General features: G+C 37.9%; 15 protein-coding genes and 2 pseudogenes. 13 read left to right on the forward strand and 4 right to left on the reverse strand.

Annotation, left to right across the window (positions count from 1 at the left end; all coding sequences use genetic code 11):
* Nucleotides 1-55 precede the first annotated feature (55 nt).
* Nucleotides 56-1,258, reverse strand: coding sequence for an MFS transporter (locus tag AC3WLU_RS22875; RefSeq protein ID WP_063575840.1), 1,203 nt, complete (start codon nucleotides 1,256-1,258; stop codon nucleotides 56-58).
* A gap of 25 nt (nucleotides 1,259-1,283) precedes the next feature.
* Nucleotides 1,284-1,865: a TetR/AcrR family transcriptional regulator gene (locus AC3WLU_RS22880; protein ID WP_095679382.1), complete on the reverse strand. Its 582-nt coding sequence runs from the start codon at nucleotides 1,863-1,865 to the stop codon at nucleotides 1,284-1,286.
* 407 nt (nucleotides 1,866-2,272) lie between these two features.
* On the opposite strand from AC3WLU_RS22880, the gene AC3WLU_RS22885 reads away from it, so the two are divergent.
* Entirely contained in the window at nucleotides 2,273-3,013 is a 741-nt protein-coding gene (locus tag AC3WLU_RS22885; RefSeq protein WP_492597997.1) for a YybI family spore inner coat protein, read from the forward strand.
* Nucleotides 3,014-3,181: 168 nt separating this feature from the next.
* Here the strand turns inward: AC3WLU_RS22885 and AC3WLU_RS22890 are convergent, their stop codons facing one another.
* Nucleotides 3,182-3,802 (reverse strand): NAD(P)-dependent oxidoreductase, encoded by a 621-nt coding sequence (locus tag AC3WLU_RS22890; protein ID WP_145504762.1) that lies wholly within the window; start codon nucleotides 3,800-3,802, stop codon nucleotides 3,182-3,184.
* Nucleotides 3,803-4,231: 429 nt separating this feature from the next.
* Here AC3WLU_RS22890 and AC3WLU_RS22895 point away from each other — a divergent pair, with 429 nt between their 5' ends.
* Nucleotides 4,232-4,858: a hypothetical protein gene (locus AC3WLU_RS22895; RefSeq protein ID WP_057277958.1), complete on the forward strand. Its 627-nt coding sequence runs from the start codon at nucleotides 4,232-4,234 to the stop codon at nucleotides 4,856-4,858.
* A gap of 236 nt (nucleotides 4,859-5,094) precedes the next feature.
* Nucleotides 5,095-5,313: pseudogene (locus AC3WLU_RS22900) on the forward strand (IS4 family transposase); the annotation flags it as partial.
* A gap of 521 nt (nucleotides 5,314-5,834) precedes the next feature.
* Here the strand turns inward: AC3WLU_RS22900 and AC3WLU_RS22905 are convergent.
* On the reverse strand, nucleotides 5,835-5,999 hold the full coding sequence (locus tag AC3WLU_RS22905) for a hypothetical protein (protein WP_153246145.1): 165 nt from the start codon (nucleotides 5,997-5,999) through the stop codon (nucleotides 5,835-5,837).
* Nucleotides 6,000-6,274: 275 nt separating this feature from the next.
* Between AC3WLU_RS22905 and AC3WLU_RS22910 the strand changes: the two genes are divergently transcribed.
* The 10 genes and pseudogenes from AC3WLU_RS22910 to AC3WLU_RS22955 all read left to right on the forward strand — a co-directional run bounded on the left by AC3WLU_RS22910 (nucleotide 6,275) and on the right by AC3WLU_RS22955 (nucleotide 16,943).
* Nucleotides 6,275-7,264, forward strand: coding sequence for an MBL fold metallo-hydrolase (locus AC3WLU_RS22910; RefSeq protein WP_492597987.1), 990 nt, complete (start codon nucleotides 6,275-6,277; stop codon nucleotides 7,262-7,264).
* Between the two features lie 60 nt (nucleotides 7,265-7,324).
* A pseudogene (locus tag AC3WLU_RS22915) lies at nucleotides 7,325-7,438 on the forward strand (FMN-dependent NADH-azoreductase); the annotation flags it as partial.
* A gap of 141 nt (nucleotides 7,439-7,579) precedes the next feature.
* A complete protein-coding gene (locus AC3WLU_RS22920) occupies nucleotides 7,580-8,311 on the forward strand; it encodes a GntR family transcriptional regulator (RefSeq protein ID WP_440439248.1) in 732 nt (243 codons plus the stop codon).
* A gap of 380 nt (nucleotides 8,312-8,691) precedes the next feature.
* Nucleotides 8,692-9,741, forward strand: a complete 1,050-nt coding sequence (locus AC3WLU_RS22925; protein ID WP_492597988.1) for a LacI family DNA-binding transcriptional regulator — start codon at nucleotides 8,692-8,694, stop codon at nucleotides 9,739-9,741.
* Nucleotides 9,742-9,826: 85 nt separating this feature from the next.
* The gene (locus tag AC3WLU_RS22930; protein WP_492597989.1) at nucleotides 9,827-11,104 is read left to right on the forward strand and encodes a Gfo/Idh/MocA family protein; all 1,278 of its coding nucleotides are present in this window, start codon (nucleotides 9,827-9,829) and stop codon (nucleotides 11,102-11,104) included.
* 292 nt (nucleotides 11,105-11,396) lie between these two features.
* Complete coding sequence (locus AC3WLU_RS22935) at nucleotides 11,397-12,641, forward strand: ABC transporter substrate-binding protein (protein ID WP_492597990.1); 1,245 nt, start codon at nucleotides 11,397-11,399, stop codon at nucleotides 12,639-12,641.
* An 84-nt stretch (nucleotides 12,642-12,725) separates the two neighbouring features.
* Nucleotides 12,726-13,646: a carbohydrate ABC transporter permease gene (locus AC3WLU_RS22940; protein ID WP_232522829.1), complete on the forward strand. Its 921-nt coding sequence runs from the start codon at nucleotides 12,726-12,728 to the stop codon at nucleotides 13,644-13,646.
* Nucleotides 13,647-13,735: 89 nt separating this feature from the next.
* Nucleotides 13,736-14,494, forward strand: coding sequence for a carbohydrate ABC transporter permease (locus AC3WLU_RS22945; RefSeq protein ID WP_492597998.1), 759 nt, complete (start codon nucleotides 13,736-13,738; stop codon nucleotides 14,492-14,494).
* A 360-nt stretch (nucleotides 14,495-14,854) separates the two neighbouring features.
* On the forward strand, nucleotides 14,855-15,757 hold the full coding sequence (locus AC3WLU_RS22950; RefSeq protein WP_440439244.1) for an ROK family protein: 903 nt from the start codon (nucleotides 14,855-14,857) through the stop codon (nucleotides 15,755-15,757).
* Between the two features lie 19 nt (nucleotides 15,758-15,776).
* Nucleotides 15,777-16,943 (forward strand): AgaS family sugar isomerase, encoded by a 1,167-nt coding sequence (locus tag AC3WLU_RS22955; RefSeq protein ID WP_492597991.1) that lies wholly within the window; start codon nucleotides 15,777-15,779, stop codon nucleotides 16,941-16,943.
* Nucleotides 16,944-17,027 lie beyond the last annotated feature (84 nt).

Genomic DNA, 17,027 nt, shown 5'->3' on the forward strand with positions numbered 1-17,027 from the left:
TTGAGAATTTGCCAGATAGAAAGGAAAGATACGGATTAACAATCCAGGACTTTCATTATTTCGCTAAGCTTTCTGTCAATCGGTTTTCTTTCCAAATGACTGTAATGCCAAGGCCAATGACGATAATGACAGCAGCGAATAGATAAGGGTAGTGGATGTTTACGTCAAAAAGCAATCCTCCCATGGATGGCCCGGCGATATTCCCTAAGCTCGTATAGGTGGAGTTCATTCCAGCAACGAATCCTTGTTCTTTTCCGGCAGCTTTTGATAAAAATGTCGTCAATGCCGGACGAAGCAGGTCAAATGCAAGGAATATGAAGCAAGTTACCACTAGTACTGCCAAAAAGCTGGAAATCATAGTGGATGCTACCGCAAAAATGGCCCCGACGATTAAACATAATTGGATAAGCTTCTTTTCGCCGAGAATATCTACCAGCTTTCCAAACATGAATACCTGTACTACAACTCCGAAAATAGAGCTTATTGTAATGATAATGGCAATATCCTTCGGCGTGAAGCCGAATTTATGATCAGAAAATAGGCTAAACACCGTTTCATAGGCTGACAAACCAAAAGCGAGTACAAATACAATGATGAACGCAATGAAGTAAAGCGGATTCAGAGATTTTTTTAAATCGCCGATAAAGTTCGTTTGCTTTGTATTAGCAGAAACTTTTACAAGCTGTTCCTTTGTCATCGGTTCTTTTAAAATGAATATTGATGACAGGCAAGCTATAAAAGCAATGCCCGCCGCAAGGAAGAAGGGCAAGCGTATACCATATTCTGCAACAAAGCCACCGATTCCTGGTCCTATTATAAAGCCCAAGCTAATGGCGGCTGAAATATAGCCCATTGCTTTTGGCCTTTCTTGAACGGATGTAATGTCCGCAACATATGCAGTAACACCAGGCATGATAAAGGCGGCACTGATTCCGCCTAGGATCCTAGATAAATAAAACACCGACACATTTGTCCCTACACCGAAGATTAGTTCCGAAACACCAAAAAGGAATAAGCCGATGATGATGATTTTCTTTCTGCCGTAACGGTCAACCCAACGACCTGCGAATGGAGACATGACAAGCTGTGAAACCGCAAATACGGCAACCAGATAGCCCATCGTGCTTCCGGATAAATGCATGATATTCATAAATGACGGCATAACGGGGATGATGAGTCCTATTCCCAGAAAAGCAATGAATATATTGCTTAGAAGAATAATTAATACCGCCTTTTGATCTTTAATTGGTTTATTCATGTTTTAACACCACTTTCTATGTGAATCATTTTTGCGAAATACCCCTCCAAAACACTTTCCAGGAGGCTGATAATTTATCATTCAGCCGTTTCTCATCATTGCCGTATACAAGCTCAAGCAAAATGGAATCCACGACTCCCAAGAATGCATAGGTCGGCGTTATGGCTTCATCTTCGACGATTAATTTGGCATTGATCCAATCATGGAATTTACATTCCAGGATCGCCTGCACCTTTTCCTCGATATCGATCACTTCCTGCCCGATTTCTTTTTCAAGATGCGCTGGCGGAAAAAAGGACATACGCAGCCAAAATTTTATATGCTCATTTTTTTGGAAAAGGTCGATGACCAATTGAAGGAATCCGTATAAATCTTTTTCAGGATTTTTTGAATCAACTTTACGGAAATATTGGAGCTTCGACGATAGCTCCGTCTCTTTCGCATCACGTAAAACTTGCAGGAAAAGATCATCCTTGCCTTTAAAATGAGCGTAAATGGATTGCTTTTTCATGCCGACTTCTTCAGCTATTTGAGAAAGCGAAGCTCCTTCATAACCATGAATCGTGAAATATTTTAGAGCGGCTTCCTTAATTTCATTACTTTTCAATAATATCACCTCATAATTTAACGAACGTTCGTCAGTTATAATAGCAAATTACATAAATATATGCAAGCGAATATGTTAATAAAAAGGTATTATGCCCGAAATCATTGATAATTATGGCGCTATATTTGAAAAGGACATAGCTATGCACTAAAGGCTACTCACAAAATTCCTGCATATAATTCTATATGGAAAATAAAGAGGCAGGTGGGATGAAGTTGGATATGTATGACATCAGAAATGCGATTCATTACTATTACACAAAAATACAAGAAACGAATCATCCTTATTATTGGTACTGTTTGGCTGAGACTCAAAGCAGGGCCGGATTAACAAATGAAGCACTGCAAACGATAGATAACGCCTTGTCGTTTCAGAATCCTTATCCTTCCAAACAGGAACTGCTAGACATGCAATTGAACCTCCAAACCGTTCTTTCAAGACAAATGATCTCCAATAGAACAGTCATAGTGACCTCAAAACAGGGAGATATTGATGCGGACGGGACAAAGGACAATGTTTTTCTTACCGCAAACAAAACCCCTGATAGTCCCTTTTGGAGGAATATAACCTTGGTTATCCAAAATGGGAGGACTAATCAATATGAACAAGTTCCAATGAAAAATGATACAGGATATAATCCGACCCTTTTTCTTGGTGATTTTACAAGTAATGAGGGGGATGACATTTTAGTGGTCATTGATACAGGAGGAAGCGGGGGTTCCATTTATGCGTATGTTTTTTCCTACCTTAACGGTCAACTCATGACCATTTTTAATTCAGATTCATTCAATGAATCCTTTCAATACGATGTTCATTATGAAAACCAATACAAAGTGAAGGTGAACAGTCATTACCTAAAAGAAAGGTACATTCTTGACCTGACTTATAAGGATCAGGAATATTTATCTGAAATTTATAACAAGGAAGGTATATTGAAGGCGCCGATTGAAGGATGGGTCAATCCTTTATCTGGTTTATATCCGGTTGATTTCAATAGGGATGGCATATATGAGCTCGAAGCGTATCAGAGGATCGCAGGGAGGTACAATGCCGACTCACTGGGATTTGTACAGACCGTATTGAAATGGAACGGGAAAGCATTTGCTCCTGACCGGCAGAATGTGGCTATATTTGGAAAGGGAATATAGCACAAAGGAATAGATGGTCATGTACAAGGTACAGGCAAAATCTTCGCCCAAAAGAAACCGGAAAATATTCCTGGCAATGGTTCACCTGACTGTGTTCATTGACGAAGAAAAACGAACCGGCTTTCTATACGATTTACCTTCGAAGCGGATTAATGCATATTTGAATTTTTAGTAGGCGATGCCTACACGTGCTTTTAAAAAATCGTTACTTTTTATTTGGCTAAATGCAAATTCTGCTGTATCCGGAACGGATATTTCAACCCCATCCTCCGGCAAAAAGTCGCCTTCTATACGATATATACCAACTCTTTTTCCATCCGGCAAATACGTAGGACAGACAATTGTCCATTGTAGTGTTGATTGTTTAAGCAAATCGAAAACTTCATGATGTTCTTTCGCTGCACGGGTAGACTTCTGCTTTGATTCACTTGTCTGATAACGCAAAGAATTTGGGATTGTTCTACTTTGGAGGATACCTGCCGTTCCAATGGTAATAATTCGTTGTATACCTTCGTTTTCCATAGCTTCGATAATTAGTGGCATACTTTCTGATAAAGTCGTTGTCCCATCTGTATTAAGTGCACTAATAACTACATCAATTCCATGCATGGCGCGTACGATATCATCTTTATTTAAGACATTACCTTGAATGATGGTTAAATTGGCATTGTTTATAGCAATCTTCTCTGGAGTGCGAACTAAAACCGTAACATGATGATTGTCTTGCAGACCATAAATAACTAATTGACCCCCAACTCGTCCAGTTGCACCCAAAATTAAAATATTCATGGAAACGACCTCCTTTTTATCTAATATAATTATTCCACTAACATTGTATCGTCATTTTCAACTATTGGGGAGTTTTGTGCATTAAATCATTATAATCCAGTGTTTGCTGGCGGTACCCCATGCCCAAGAGCATTTTCCCACAATCTTGTTGTGGGTATATTTTTTCCTCAACATTGAATTCATCCAAAAGCTTATTGTGGATAGCTTAATGAAAGATTACCTATTTCCTGCTTCAGATAAATTAAATAAATTTTTTATAAAATTATTCATATTTAGACAAAATTACTAATTTTTGTTTTATAAAGCCTTTCTAATATGAAATCCTGTTATGTCCAAGCTCACTTATTCCTTTTCCATATACTAATAAAAAAAGGAGGTGAGAAAGTGAGTAAAAGTAAGAATAGCTCTTCACGCAAGGATGAAGAGAAATTGAGTAATAATGAGCATAGCTCTTTACGTAAAGATAAAGCGAAAATAGAATCGGCACAGCAAGAGTGTATTGATCGTGCTTATCGTATTCCTATATTTTTAAGTACGACGACTCATTTAAATGACAACCAACAACGGTTTCTAAACCGTCTAATTTTAGAGATTGAGAATGCTTTGCTTTTTCCGCGTACATTACCATTAAGCGAAAGTTATCCTGAATCCATTTTAACTGATATTCGTCGGTTAGTTTCATCAAGCTATGGAATGTTGGCAGTAAACCTTCGTCGTTTTAAAATTCAAACAGTTGATGTCAATGCAGGACCCCTTCCACCTTCCACTCCATTCTGGACAGGATCAGTTTATTCACAAGTAGAACCTTCAATGGCTTTTCAATTTGGTCTACCCTTATTATTAGTAAGGGAAGAAGATACTGACGCAAATAATGGAATTTGGGCAGGAGGAATTGCCCCACTCAACCTATTTATAGTTTGGCATTCTGAAACTCAAACTGTAGATCAATTCTTTAACACTCCTGAATGGAGATCAGCCTTTGCAAATTGGAGTGCACAAGTAAGAAATGCTTTTTATATACAGACAGAGCCTCAGTTCAAGTACAGATGTGAATGAAACCCTGGTACTTTAGCAACAAGTCGAAAATATACAATGTTTAGTTCACCTTTATATATTTTCGACTTATTCACACAAAAACAAATATTTCCTTTTTGTTATCACGAACAAAAAGATTTACTTCATAAAAACAGACTTTATAGAAGAGAGACGGCCGGGTCTGGTAACATCCGAAGGCTTTGCGTATATTTTCGTTAAAATTGTGGCCGGACCCCATCGCCATCAAGCTAAGGTGAATTTGTATCATCATAAAAAAACGAGAGTTTCAAAACTACTTATCTCCATCTTCTCTACAACAATTAGCTAAAGAAGTTGGTTTTGTTCAACGTACAACTAAATATCAAGCACAAGAATTAATTGCTTTATGTGTATGGTTTAGTCAACAGTCGCGAGTAACACCACTCACACAATTGTGTAGCCGCCTCGAAGCATCTACAGGTGTCCTCATGAGCCCTGAGGGGTGGGGAGTTCCTCCACGTTTAGTAGGAAAAGCGAGGGAAAATGATAAAATCACCTTCTGTTCCACGGGTCTACTAACCATTCAACCGAAAGGCTTATACATAAGGGATTTAGGTTATTTCGACTTACACGCTTACAGAAAATGAATGATGAAGGTGCTTACTAAATCTCACGTTTTAAGTTGAATTCTCGTATATATCGTAAGAATGATGAACCAGAGTTTTTTTGGAATGGGACTGTGAAGAAAGGTACTCTCTTTATTCAGTTAGAATGGAAGAGTTTTGAATCAATTTCAACATGGATGGTTTTTTTGTCATGCGTTATTTTTAGCGTTACCATAGTAAATTAAAGAGAACATCCTTGTATATTATCTCTTGCGCGCGTACCTTGATGGCGATGTGGCGGTATCCCAATAAGAAAAACGTTCGTTGATAAGGAAACAAAACGGGCCGCTCAAAAGCTTCATGAGGGCCCATTTAACGTGAAAAAAATATAAATAGCGACCACAATTTTGCCCCTAATATCCCTGTCCTTCTTTCGATTTTAGAAAAGCATCAACGGATTCATCCAATAATTTTTCCCGATTAGGATCTTCATTGACATCTGTATCCACTTCCATCACGTCGTTTAATCGACTAACCTGACTTTTTGGCTGAGCTGGATTATTTTTTTCTTTTGGCATATAAACTCCTTCTTGAACAGTTATTTTTTATTTAGTATGAACGATTCATCCAATATTCACTAAGATTATTTCCGCTTCTTTCCCAAATCGAGTCCGGTTGTCTTAATGGAAGGTTGAAACAACATACACGATATTCTTTCGGTTATCGTTGACTGAATATTATAAATATTGTAATATTTATTTTGCGTATTTGTTTTTTTGAAACGAGGTTTTATATTCGAAACAATTGAGTTTTCCTTGTGTACAGTCAAATAATCTGACAGGAGGTTTTTGTTATGAAGAAAAGAATAAGAAATACTTCGTTTGGTTTTTTGTTGGTAGTGACCATAATTCTATCATTATCATTATTTCTTCCTTCATTTGGCCAAACAGCGGTCCAGCAAACCGATTTTAAAGTAACCCTATTAGGTACAGGTTCTCCACTTTTAAGTACATCCCGCTCCGGTCCAGCTACTCTTGTAGAAGTTGGTAATGAAAAACTCCTCTTTGATGCTGGACGCGGAACCGCTTTACAATTATATAAAGCGAATATGTTACCAGGAAGTGTTGATAAGTTATTCCTTACGCATCTGCATTCGGATCATACAATCGGCATACCGGACGTATGGCTTACAGGTTCCTTACCAACAGGAGGAAAAAGAGAGCAAGCATTTAAGATTTGGGGACCTAAGGGAACCGAGAAAATGATGGTACATATGAATAAAGCATTTAAAGCCGATTTGGATGCAAGGGATGACTCTGGAAATGGGAACGCTGAAGGAGCAAGTATTGTCGCAAATGATATCAAGGAGGGTATTGTCTATAACAAAAAGGGAATTGAAGTAATAGCCTTCAAGGTTGACCATAAATCAATAGAGCCTGCTTTCGGTTATCGGGTTAATTACAAAGGACATTCAGTAGTTATCTCAGGCGACACCCGCTATAATGAAAATCTTATAAAATTTGCCAAAGGTGCTGATGTGGTGATTCATGAGGTTGCAGCGGCAAAACCTGATAATGAATCAGAATCAATCGCCAATATACTTGATCTTCACACTACACCGGAGGAAGCAGGTAAAGTCTTTAGCCAAATACAACCAAAACTTGCTGTGTACTCACATATAGTATTATTGGGAGGATTAACAGAAGAAAAAGCTGATTTGCTCGAAAGAACTAAAAAAACATATGAAGGAACTGTGTTAGTAGGGGGGGATTTACTATCCATTGAAATAGGGGAAGAGGTACAAGTACAACAGCCGGTTAACGAGGCGAACTCGGGGAACTAGACAGACAGGGCTGCAACGAGCAAATGCGTTACTCCTATTAATTAATGCGATGAGAGTTTGATACCTTCTTTTGAAGGTGTATTCGTTGAAGAACATGCAGCAATGCCTTATAAAGCACAAGAGATAAAAGAAAAGGCTATAACACGATCAAAAGATTTAGCTTCTACTTTTTAAAACAAAGAGTCAACAATTTGTTGGCTCTTTGTTTATCATATAGCAATAATTCAAAACCCAACTGTACTTGTTGGGTTGACACTATAAGTGATATAATTTGTTAAAAGAATGTAAGTAAGGAAGGAAGGTAGGCTTATTATAATGAAACCACTGCAGCACGAAAGTGTAATTCCACTTTATCACCAATTGATGGAGAGGCTGAAGGGTTCTATTGAAAAGGGGAATTGGACACATGGTGACAAAATCCCATCTGAAAATCAATTGATGGACCAATTCGGTGTGAGCCGGAACACAGCTAAAAAAGCAATTGAGGAGCTAGTACAGGAAGGCATCCTTTACCGAATTCAAGGAAAAGGTACTTTCGTGGCAAAACCAAAATTGCAACAGTCATTGATGGGTTTTTACAGCTTTAGCAAAGTATTGAAAGAAAAAGGAATGAACCCTAAAGATATCATTCTAAAAATAGAGGAAGTTAAATCAACGGCAAAAATCAGAGATGCGCTGCTGCTTGGAGAAGATGAGAATGTCATTGAAATGAAACGCCTTCGTTGTGCCGACGATGAACCGTATATTCTGGAATCTTCTTTCATCCCGAAGAACGTGATTTCAGATACTGAGCAACTTGAAAAAGTTGGCGAAATTTCATTATATGATTTATTTTCACAACAATTTAATATCGTAGTAACCAGAGCAAAAGAGGCATTTGAACCCGTCCTCATTCGTGCTGAAGAAAGTGAGTACCTTCAAACGGAAGAAGGCCGTCCGGCACTGTTGCTTGAACGGACAGCCTATGATATTAATGGAATGCCTGTTGAGTTTTGTATATCCATTGTACGAGGAGATCGCTGCCGCTTTTACACGGAACTAACATGAAGGTTGAATCACTCATAGCATTATGTCTATGAGTTTTTTAAGTTCCAAAAACCCGCTAACATGAAATGTAAGAGTAAAGGAATCGGTTTTTTTATTTATTTAAGTTGTTGGGTTGACAGGTTAATGGATGGAGTATATATTTAATTTAGTCATAATTTTCAGTCAACTACTAGGTTATGTCGACAAAACAGTTTATTGGAACCTTTTTTTAATACAACTTGTACCAACAACCCATTGTGTATTAAGCGAAAATGTGAACGAAATAAAACTACTCTTAAAAACATTATAAACATTCAAAATGTTTTTCTTATAAAGGATAAAAATATTTGTTATCCTTTATAAGAAAGCGCTTAAGTACATAATTAAGAGGTGTTTTATTAGTGATAAGATTAAAGGATATTGCTGAACGTGTAGGTGTTTCCATTTCTACTGTTTCTAGAGTAATTCAAAATGATCAGACACGAAATGTTAACCAGGAAACAAAAGCGAAAATTTGGGAGGCTGTTAAGGAGTTAGGGTATATACCAAATCAGAATGCTCGAAATTTAGTTGCAAACAAGCAAGGAAAGAATAACATAAGAACAATGAAAATTGGATGGGTAGCCAATCCAAAACAGGCGGAAATTAACCCTTACTTTGCAAATATTTATACAGGTATTCGTGATGTATTAACAGATCATGATTACAACTTGATTAGTATTACCAGGGATGAACTTGAAAACGAGACGCTACTTCTTAAGACTATACATGATTCGGGGATTGAAGGACTGCTTCTTATCGATAAGATTAATGACAGCATTATTGAATATATTCAACAAAATATACCTCTAGTAGGATTGGACTTTTTTTATACAGATAAAAATATAGCAATCGTAGACTACGATCGCGAGGAATCTATTAAAATGGTGGTTCAGTATTTAGTTAAGCAAGGGCACCGGGACATAGGTTTTATTGGTGGAGGTGTTAATGAAACTTTTGAAAATTTGTATGCTGAACTTCGTTTTAAAGGTTTTCAACATGCCATGGAAGAAGCCGGGCTAGCCACCCAATCTGAATGGGTAATGAATACACAGTGGAAAATGGAAAACAGCTATGAGAAAATGAAAACTTTAATTAAAAGAGATCCATTGCATATGCCAACAGCAATGGTTTGTGCGAGTGACTTGATGGCCATCCCTGCCATGAGAGCTGTCAGAGAAAATAAACTTAGAATTCCAGAGGATATCGCTTTCTTTGGGGTTGATAATATTGAAATGGGGAAATATTCGTCTCCACAGCTTTCGACGGTAGACATCCCTAAATATGAAATGGGAAGAATTGCAGCTAAAACTATTATGGAAATGGTAGAAGGGAAGATTACACTTCCGATAAAAATCATATTGCCATTTGAATTAGTCCTTCGGGAATCATCTAACATAAAACGAACCTAAGCGGTTCTTTTTTTGAAATTTGTTGGAAAACGTTTGGAGTAAATCAGGAAAACTATCGGAAAAATGGAAGATAGGAGAGTAAACCATGAAACAAATGACAGCAATAATAATCGGGGCAGGTGACAGAGGGGGAAGAGCTTATGCACCTTATGCCTTAGAATACCCTAATGAATTAAAGATCACAGGTGTGGCTGAGCCGAATAAAGAAAGAAGAACTAAATTCCAACAAGAACATAATATTTCCAACGAAAATAGTTTTGAGTCTTGGGAAGATGCATTCAATCCAGGAAGAAAAATTGCTGATGTAGCTATTATTTGTACACTTGATCGCAATCACTTTAAACCGACCATTAAAGCATTGGAACTGGGTTATCATGTTTTGTTGGAAAAGCCTATGTCCCCAGACCCAATGGAATGCATAGCGATGGAACAAGCAGCCCAAAAGTATAATCGACATCTTACAATATGCCATGTATTGAGGTATACAGAATTTTGGGCAACAATTAAAAAGATTATTTCATCAGGAGAAATTGGTGAGGTAGTTTCACTTCAATTAAATGAAAATGTAGAAGTGATGCATATGTCGCATAGCTTTGTACGTGGCAATTGGAATAATAAAGTACGAACAAGTCCGATGATTCTGCAAAAATCATGTCATGATATGGATATTATTTCTTTCGTGATAGACAAGGAGTGTAAACGCATTAGTTCATATGGTTCGCTTATGCATTTTAAGGAAGAAAATGCACCAATTGGAGCACCGAAAAGATGTTTAGATGGCTGTCCTGTTGAACATGAATGCCCATTTCATGCTGGAAGGTATTATCTAGGTGAAGGAAAAGGATGGGCAAGGAAATTTACAGAGGATTATACAAATGAAGGAATAATAAAAGCATTAAATGAAACTCCATTTGGAAAATGCGTATATCGCTCAGATAATAATGTGGTGGATCATCAAGTTGTAAATATGGAATTCGAGGGGGGAGCAACAGCGACGTTTAGTATGTGCGGGTTCACAAGGGAGCAAACACGTATTGTTCAAATAATGGGAACAAAAGGAGAAATACGTGGGAATATGGAGGAAAATAGTATTTCGATTTTTAATTTTCTCACCAAGCATGAAACGATAATAAGATTTGACAATCCCATTGGTGGACATGGTGGTGGAGATAACAGCATCATTAGGACTTTCTTGAGAGAAATTCAATATGGAAATAAACAAGATAGCGTTTCTTCCGCACTTGCTTCAGTAAGAAGTCACCTAATGGCATTTGCTGCTGAAGAGTCAAGGCTAAAACAGGGTCAATCCATTAATATTGATGATTATTATAATAGTTTAAAAGAAAAACCAAGAGGTAAGTAATTTCCCTATATTAAGAGAAAGGTACCATCTACCATTTTCTTTGGAGTGTAAAGTCAATAAAGAAGATTTGTTCACATCCTGGTTTTATTTTCAGAGCCTATTTTATTTAGTGGAGGTGGTAAGCCCTATACAAATCGCATTCGTACGTATTTCTAATTTATGCTGTAGTAAAAGTTTTAATGGAATAAATAAATGTAAGGGTTATCATGGTGAAAAATGTCACAAAACCATTCGTGTTCAAGAAGTATTTTGTTAGAAATCTACAAAACTTTATTTGAAAGAAGGTAACATGATGAAAAAATGGCTAATAATGCTTTTAACCACAATTTTAGGATTAATAGGATTAGCTGGATGTAGTAATGATGACACTGCATCAGGGGACGGAAAGGTTGAAATTACTTATGGATTTTGGGATAAGAAGCAAGTCACTGCCATAGATGAAGTCATCAAGTTATTTAACGAAAAATATCCGGACATTAAAGTGAAAACGGAGTTGACTCCTTATGGCCAGTATTTTCAAAAACTTGAAACTGCTGCAACTGGGGCGGCGTTGCCAGATGTTATGTGGATGAATGGTGCCCATGTTGAGAAATATGCAGAAGGAAAGGTAATTCTCCCACTTACTGACCTTGCAAAAAAAGAAAACTATGACTTAGATAATTATCCGAAATCTCTAATTGACCTTTATACCGTAAAAGGAGAAATATTCGGTATTCCAAAAGACTTTGATACAACGGGCTTATGGTATAACAAAAAAATCTTTGATGAAGCAGGTGTACCATATCCAGATGACACTTGGGATTGGAGTAAGTTAAAGGAAGTCGCTAAAAAACTGACAGATAAAGACAAAGGTATTTGGGGCTATGCTGCATTAATGGGCAACCAAGGTGGCTATTATGATTTTATCTGGCAAAATGGCGGTTATATTATTTCTGACGATGGTAAGTCTGTAGGTTTTGATCAGCCGGAGGCCATTGATGCGCTTAAATATAATATTAGTTTCATTAAGGAGGGATTATCTCCAACACAGGCTCAAATGACAGAAACAGCCGCTTCTGAATTATTCTCTTCAGGAAAAGTAGCGATGATGTTTGATGGTCCTTGGATGGTACAAGAGTATAAGAATAATCCTGATATAAATGTTGCTGTAGTACCAAAAGGAAAACAGCGCGCGGTTGCCATTCATGGGCTAGCCAATGTTATTGCGGCTAACACAAAGCATAAAGACGCTTCATGGAAGTTTGTCCAGTTCCTAGGCTCTAAAGAAGCCGCAGATATATTTGCGAAAACAGGGACGGTTATTCCAGCTTATAATGATACACAGGATGCTTGGATACAAGCCGTTCCAAATATAAATCTTCAAGCCTTTATTGATGGTGTCGATTATTCTGTTCCACTGCCTAGTGTTATACGGACAGGAGAAATTTGGCAGTATGAAACGGACGTTCTTAAAAAGGTTTGGAGTGAAGAAGAAAGTGTGGACGACGCTGTAAGAGAGTTAACAGAAAAGGCAAATGAGGCGCTATCCAAGAAGTAGAAAAAATGAAGAAGAGAAGATGATTCTTCTCTTCGTTCCTTAAAAGGAGTGAATGCAGTGAAGGAACATCCTCTACAGGTTGAAGTGAATACGAATGCAAAACTTAAGGTTTCCAACTTAACGAAGACAAGGAAAAGTTCAGACTTCTTTTGGGCTTATCTCATGATTGCCCCTACCATGCTCGGTTTGTTCATTTTTTACCTGTGGCCTATCTTTCAGACCTTATATTTTAGTTTCACCGAATGGGGAGCATTTGGTCAATATGAGTGGACGGGGTTAGATAACTATAAGCGGATGCTTGAGGATACTAACCTTTTGAAATCATTTAAGAATACTGGGATTTATATTATTATCACTGTCCCAATCGGAATTTTCTTCTCTATTATAATAGCGGTACTCCTAAACCAGAAAATTAAAGGGAAATCCGTTTATCGCACATTATATTTCTTACCCGTAATTACAATGCCTGCAGCCATCGCAATGGTTTGGAAATGGCTTTATAATTCTGATTATGGACTGCTAAACTATCTTTTGTCTTTATTTGGGATCAAGGGTCCACAGTGGGTAAGTGATCCGAAAATTGCCTTATATTCGATTATTGTGGTAGCAATCTGGAGTGGAATTGGTTATAATATGGTCATTTTCCTTTCCGGACTTCAAGGAATTCCAAAGTCCTATTATGAAGCGGCGGAAATGGATGGAGCAGGGCCGATCAGTGTGTTCTTTAAAATTACACTGCCACTGCTCTCTCCTGTTATTTTCTTTGTAAGCATCACTTCTCTAATTGGAGCCTTTCAGGTGTTTGATCTAATTTTCATGATGATTGGAAAAAGTAGTACAGCCTTGGAAAGCACACAATCGGTAGTTTATTTATTCTATCAGCACGCTTTCGTTTTAAACGATAAGGGATATGCAGCAGCAATCGCTGTTCTATTATTAATAGTAATCCTAATCATCACTGCAATCCAAATGGTCTTACAGAAAAAATGGGTTCATTATGACTAAAGGAGGGAGAACCATTGGAAAGAACGAGGCAGTTTGTAACAAGTAAGACATTCCTTATCCATTTCGTCCTTATTGTAGGATCCGTGGCAATGGTCATGCCTTTTTTTTGGATGATCTTAACCTCATTAAAAACTTATGCTGAGTCAATTCACGTTCCGCCTGTTATATTTCCGAAGGATTTCCAATGGGGGAACTATATAGAGGTTTTTGGACTTCTGCCTTTTTTCAAATTTATGTTTAATACCTTTATAATTACGGTCGTCCGGACAGCAGGGCAGCTATTTTTGTGTTCGTTAGCCGCCTATGCATTCGCTCGGATTGAATTTCCAGGCAGGAACATTCTGTTCATGCTAGCTTTATCGGTATTAATGGTACCAGGGCAAGTGTTTTTACTCCCGCAATATATGATTATGGTGGATCTTGGCTGGTTAAATACTTTACAGGCGGTGATAGTACCAGGCCTGTTTAGTGCATTCGGTACGTTCCTGTTAAGGCAATTCTTTATGGGACTTCCAAAAGAACTAGAAGAGGCAGCCAGACTTGATGGCTGTAACCATTTTCAAATTTACTGGAAAGTAATGCTTCCCCTCGCGAAACCTGGGTTGATTGCTTTGGGCATTTTCACTACTCTTTGGAGCTGGAATGAATTGATGTGGCCAATGATCGTAAATAGTTCTCCTGAAACAATGACACTTTCTGTCGGATTGTCATCGCTTCAAGGTCAATATTTAACTAACTATCCTATACTTATGGCAGGCTCCTTTTTAGCGATACTGCCAATGCTGATTTTATTTATCTTCTTGCAAAAACAATTTATTGAAGGAATTGCAGTAACAGGCGGAAAATAAATAGAAAAATGTACACGATTCAATAGGGGACTTAAACATAAAATTAATTCTAAGATATCACAACTTGATGGGTTGACCCAACAAGTTGTGATGGTGTAAAATAAATAAGTATAGATTGTAAGTATGTTTTTTGGAAGGCAGGCTTATTTAGACACTCTAATCCTGAACTTACGTTTTAAAAAAACTCATAGTATTTTGGCTATGAGTTTTTATTAAAATAAACTTGTACCAACAACCCGACTATATAAAGCTGGAAGTCTGAATTAGTTGACTATTTTTGGAAGTGGGGAAAGACTATGAAGTAGTCGGAATCGTTTGTTCAAAAAGTAAACGATGGAGAGGAATAAGAGGTGCAGGAAAATGAAAAATGCAATCGGCATTGACATTGGAGGGACAAAAATTGCAGCGGGAATCATTACGGAATCGGGAGAATTGCTAAAGCGCGTGGATGTAAAAAGTGATCCTTCAGATCGGGAAAAAATGTTTGCCAGAGTTTTAGAAGCAGTGGGACAAGTTCTTGAAAAATCATCTTATTCCCTAGATGACATAGAGGGCATCGGTGTAGGTGTACCAGGTAAAGTTGATTGTAAAAATGGCGTAGCTATTTTTCAAAATAATTTACCTTGGAAACAGTTCCCCCTCACTGCCCGTTTACGGGAGCAATTCGGACTCGAACAAATTAGTATTGACAATGATGTTTATATGGCGGCATTTGCCGAGTGGAAGGCAGCCCAGGTAAAGCGGAACGAGACATTTGTCTATGTGACTATTAGTACCGGAATCTCCTGTTCCATCATTCAAAATGGTTCATTTTTCAGGGGGGCAGGATTCGCCGGGGAACTTGGGTTGATACCGGTACTTTCGAAGGAAGACAATAAGGGAATTAAGCGATTGGAAAAAGTGGCTGCGGGGCCTGCCATCGAAAAGTTGGCGGAAAAGGAATTGCAAGTTGAAAATATTTCCACTAAAGAAGTTTTTGCAGGCTATGCAAATGGGACTTGTGAATATCGCATCATTGAAGATGTGACTGACAACTTAGCTCAAGGACTTTATTCGATTTCCTGTTTATTGGATCCACATAAAATGGTTTTCGGAGGCAGTGTCATCGTAAATAATCCTTTTCTGCTTAAGTTAATGAAAGAAAAGCTAAAAAGCTACCAATTACCTGAACAACAACATATTTTAGGGCAAATGAGCATCAGCACATTGAAGCAAGATAATGGCGTCGTTGGTGCAGGATTACGAGTTTTCGAGAGATTATAAAAAAGGAGAAGTGTTGGAGATGTTTACACTTGATAAAGAAAAATTAGTATCGTTAGGTGCATCGATTACAACAGAGGAAATCAAGCAACAACCTGTTTTATGGGATGAAACCTATTCATTATATAGAAAGAAACACGTAGAGATTCAAGCATTTTTGCAAAAACTGGCTGAGCAACATGAACGAATACGTGTCATTTTTACAGGTGCCGGAACTTCTGCCTATGTCGGTGATACTGTCACACCTTATTTAAAAGGAAAATTGGATGAAAAAAAATGGGAATTGCTGAGTGTTCCGACTACCAATTTGGTGTCAAACCCCTATGAATTTTTAAAAGCAGATTTCCCAACCTTGTTGGTATCATTTGCTCGAAGCGGCAATAGTCCCGAAAGTGTAGCTGCCGTTGAATTAGCAGAACAAATCGTAACGAACCTCTACCAGTTAACGATTACTTGTGCTAATTATGGCGAGTTAGCGAAAAGGGCCAAAGGTGATGAACACAATCTTTTGTTATTGATGCCCGAAAAAGCCAATGATCAAGGCTTTGCCATGACTGGCAGCTACTCATGCATGACACTAACAACATTACTCATTTTTGATCCGCTGCCACTGGAGGAAAAAGGGTCAATTGTCCAGACGATTCGCCAAATGGGTGAAAGTGTTATTCGTAGAGAAGAGGATATCCAAAAAATTATCGACCGTGATTTTGACCGGATTATTTATCTGGGCTCAGGAAGTTTAGAAGGCTTAGCGAGAGAATCGCAGTTAAAGGTATTAGAGCTAACAGCGGGTAAAATTGTTACAGCATTTGATTCGCCATTGGGATTCCGACACGGGCCTAAATCATTTGTCAATGAAAAAACGTTGGTTTTTGTTTTTGTTTCCAATCACCCTTATACACGTCAATTTGATTTGGATATGTTAAATGAATTGCAGCGAGATAACATTGCCAACTACATTTGTGCCATTGAAGTCGATGGCAAATCCAAATATATTGGGAACACGTTTTTATTTGGCAGAGATGCTCAATCCGTACCGGATGTTTACCTGGCATTACCCTTTGTCATGGTTGGGCAAACTGTCTCACTGCTAGCTTCCGTAAAAGTCGGTAATACACCTGATACACCTTCACCGACAGGAACAGTTAACCGTGTGGTGAAGGGCGTAACCCTTTACAAATATAAGTAAAAGAAGGTATTTGAACGCTTTGTAATGAAGGGGAAACAAGCATATCAATATGTATTGTGCAGATTTGGTTTTTTCTTGAGGATA

This window comes from Peribacillus sp. FW305-BF15, from assembly GCF_058783805.1.

What these genes read in the sequence shown, in the direction of transcription:
- AC3WLU_RS22910 (WP_492597987.1), top strand. Translation starts at nt 6,275, where the DNA reads ATGAAGAAAAGAATAAGAAATACTTCGTTTGGTTTTTTGTTGGTAGTG.
- AC3WLU_RS22945 (WP_492597998.1), top strand. Translation starts at nt 13,736, where the DNA reads ATGGTCATGCCTTTTTTTTGGATGATCTTAACCTCATTAAAAACTTAT.
- AC3WLU_RS22905 (WP_153246145.1), bottom strand. Translation starts at nt 5,999, where the DNA reads ATGCCAAAAGAAAAAAATAATCCAGCTCAGCCAAAAAGTCAGGTTAGT.
- AC3WLU_RS22890 (WP_145504762.1), bottom strand. Translation starts at nt 3,802, where the DNA reads ATGAATATTTTAATTTTGGGTGCAACTGGACGAGTTGGGGGTCAATTA.
- AC3WLU_RS22935 (WP_492597990.1), top strand. Translation starts at nt 11,397, where the DNA reads ATGAAAAAATGGCTAATAATGCTTTTAACCACAATTTTAGGATTAATA.
- AC3WLU_RS22930 (WP_492597989.1), top strand. Translation starts at nt 9,827, where the DNA reads ATGAAACAAATGACAGCAATAATAATCGGGGCAGGTGACAGAGGGGGA.
- AC3WLU_RS22950 (WP_440439244.1), top strand. Translation starts at nt 14,855, where the DNA reads ATGAAAAATGCAATCGGCATTGACATTGGAGGGACAAAAATTGCAGCG.
- AC3WLU_RS22920 (WP_440439248.1), top strand. Translation starts at nt 7,580, where the DNA reads ATGAAACCACTGCAGCACGAAAGTGTAATTCCACTTTATCACCAATTG.
- AC3WLU_RS22955 (WP_492597991.1), top strand. Translation starts at nt 15,777, where the DNA reads ATGTTTACACTTGATAAAGAAAAATTAGTATCGTTAGGTGCATCGATT.
- AC3WLU_RS22885 (WP_492597997.1), top strand. Translation starts at nt 2,273, where the DNA reads ATGCAATTGAACCTCCAAACCGTTCTTTCAAGACAAATGATCTCCAAT.
- AC3WLU_RS22875 (WP_063575840.1), bottom strand. Translation starts at nt 1,258, where the DNA reads ATGAATAAACCAATTAAAGATCAAAAGGCGGTATTAATTATTCTTCTA.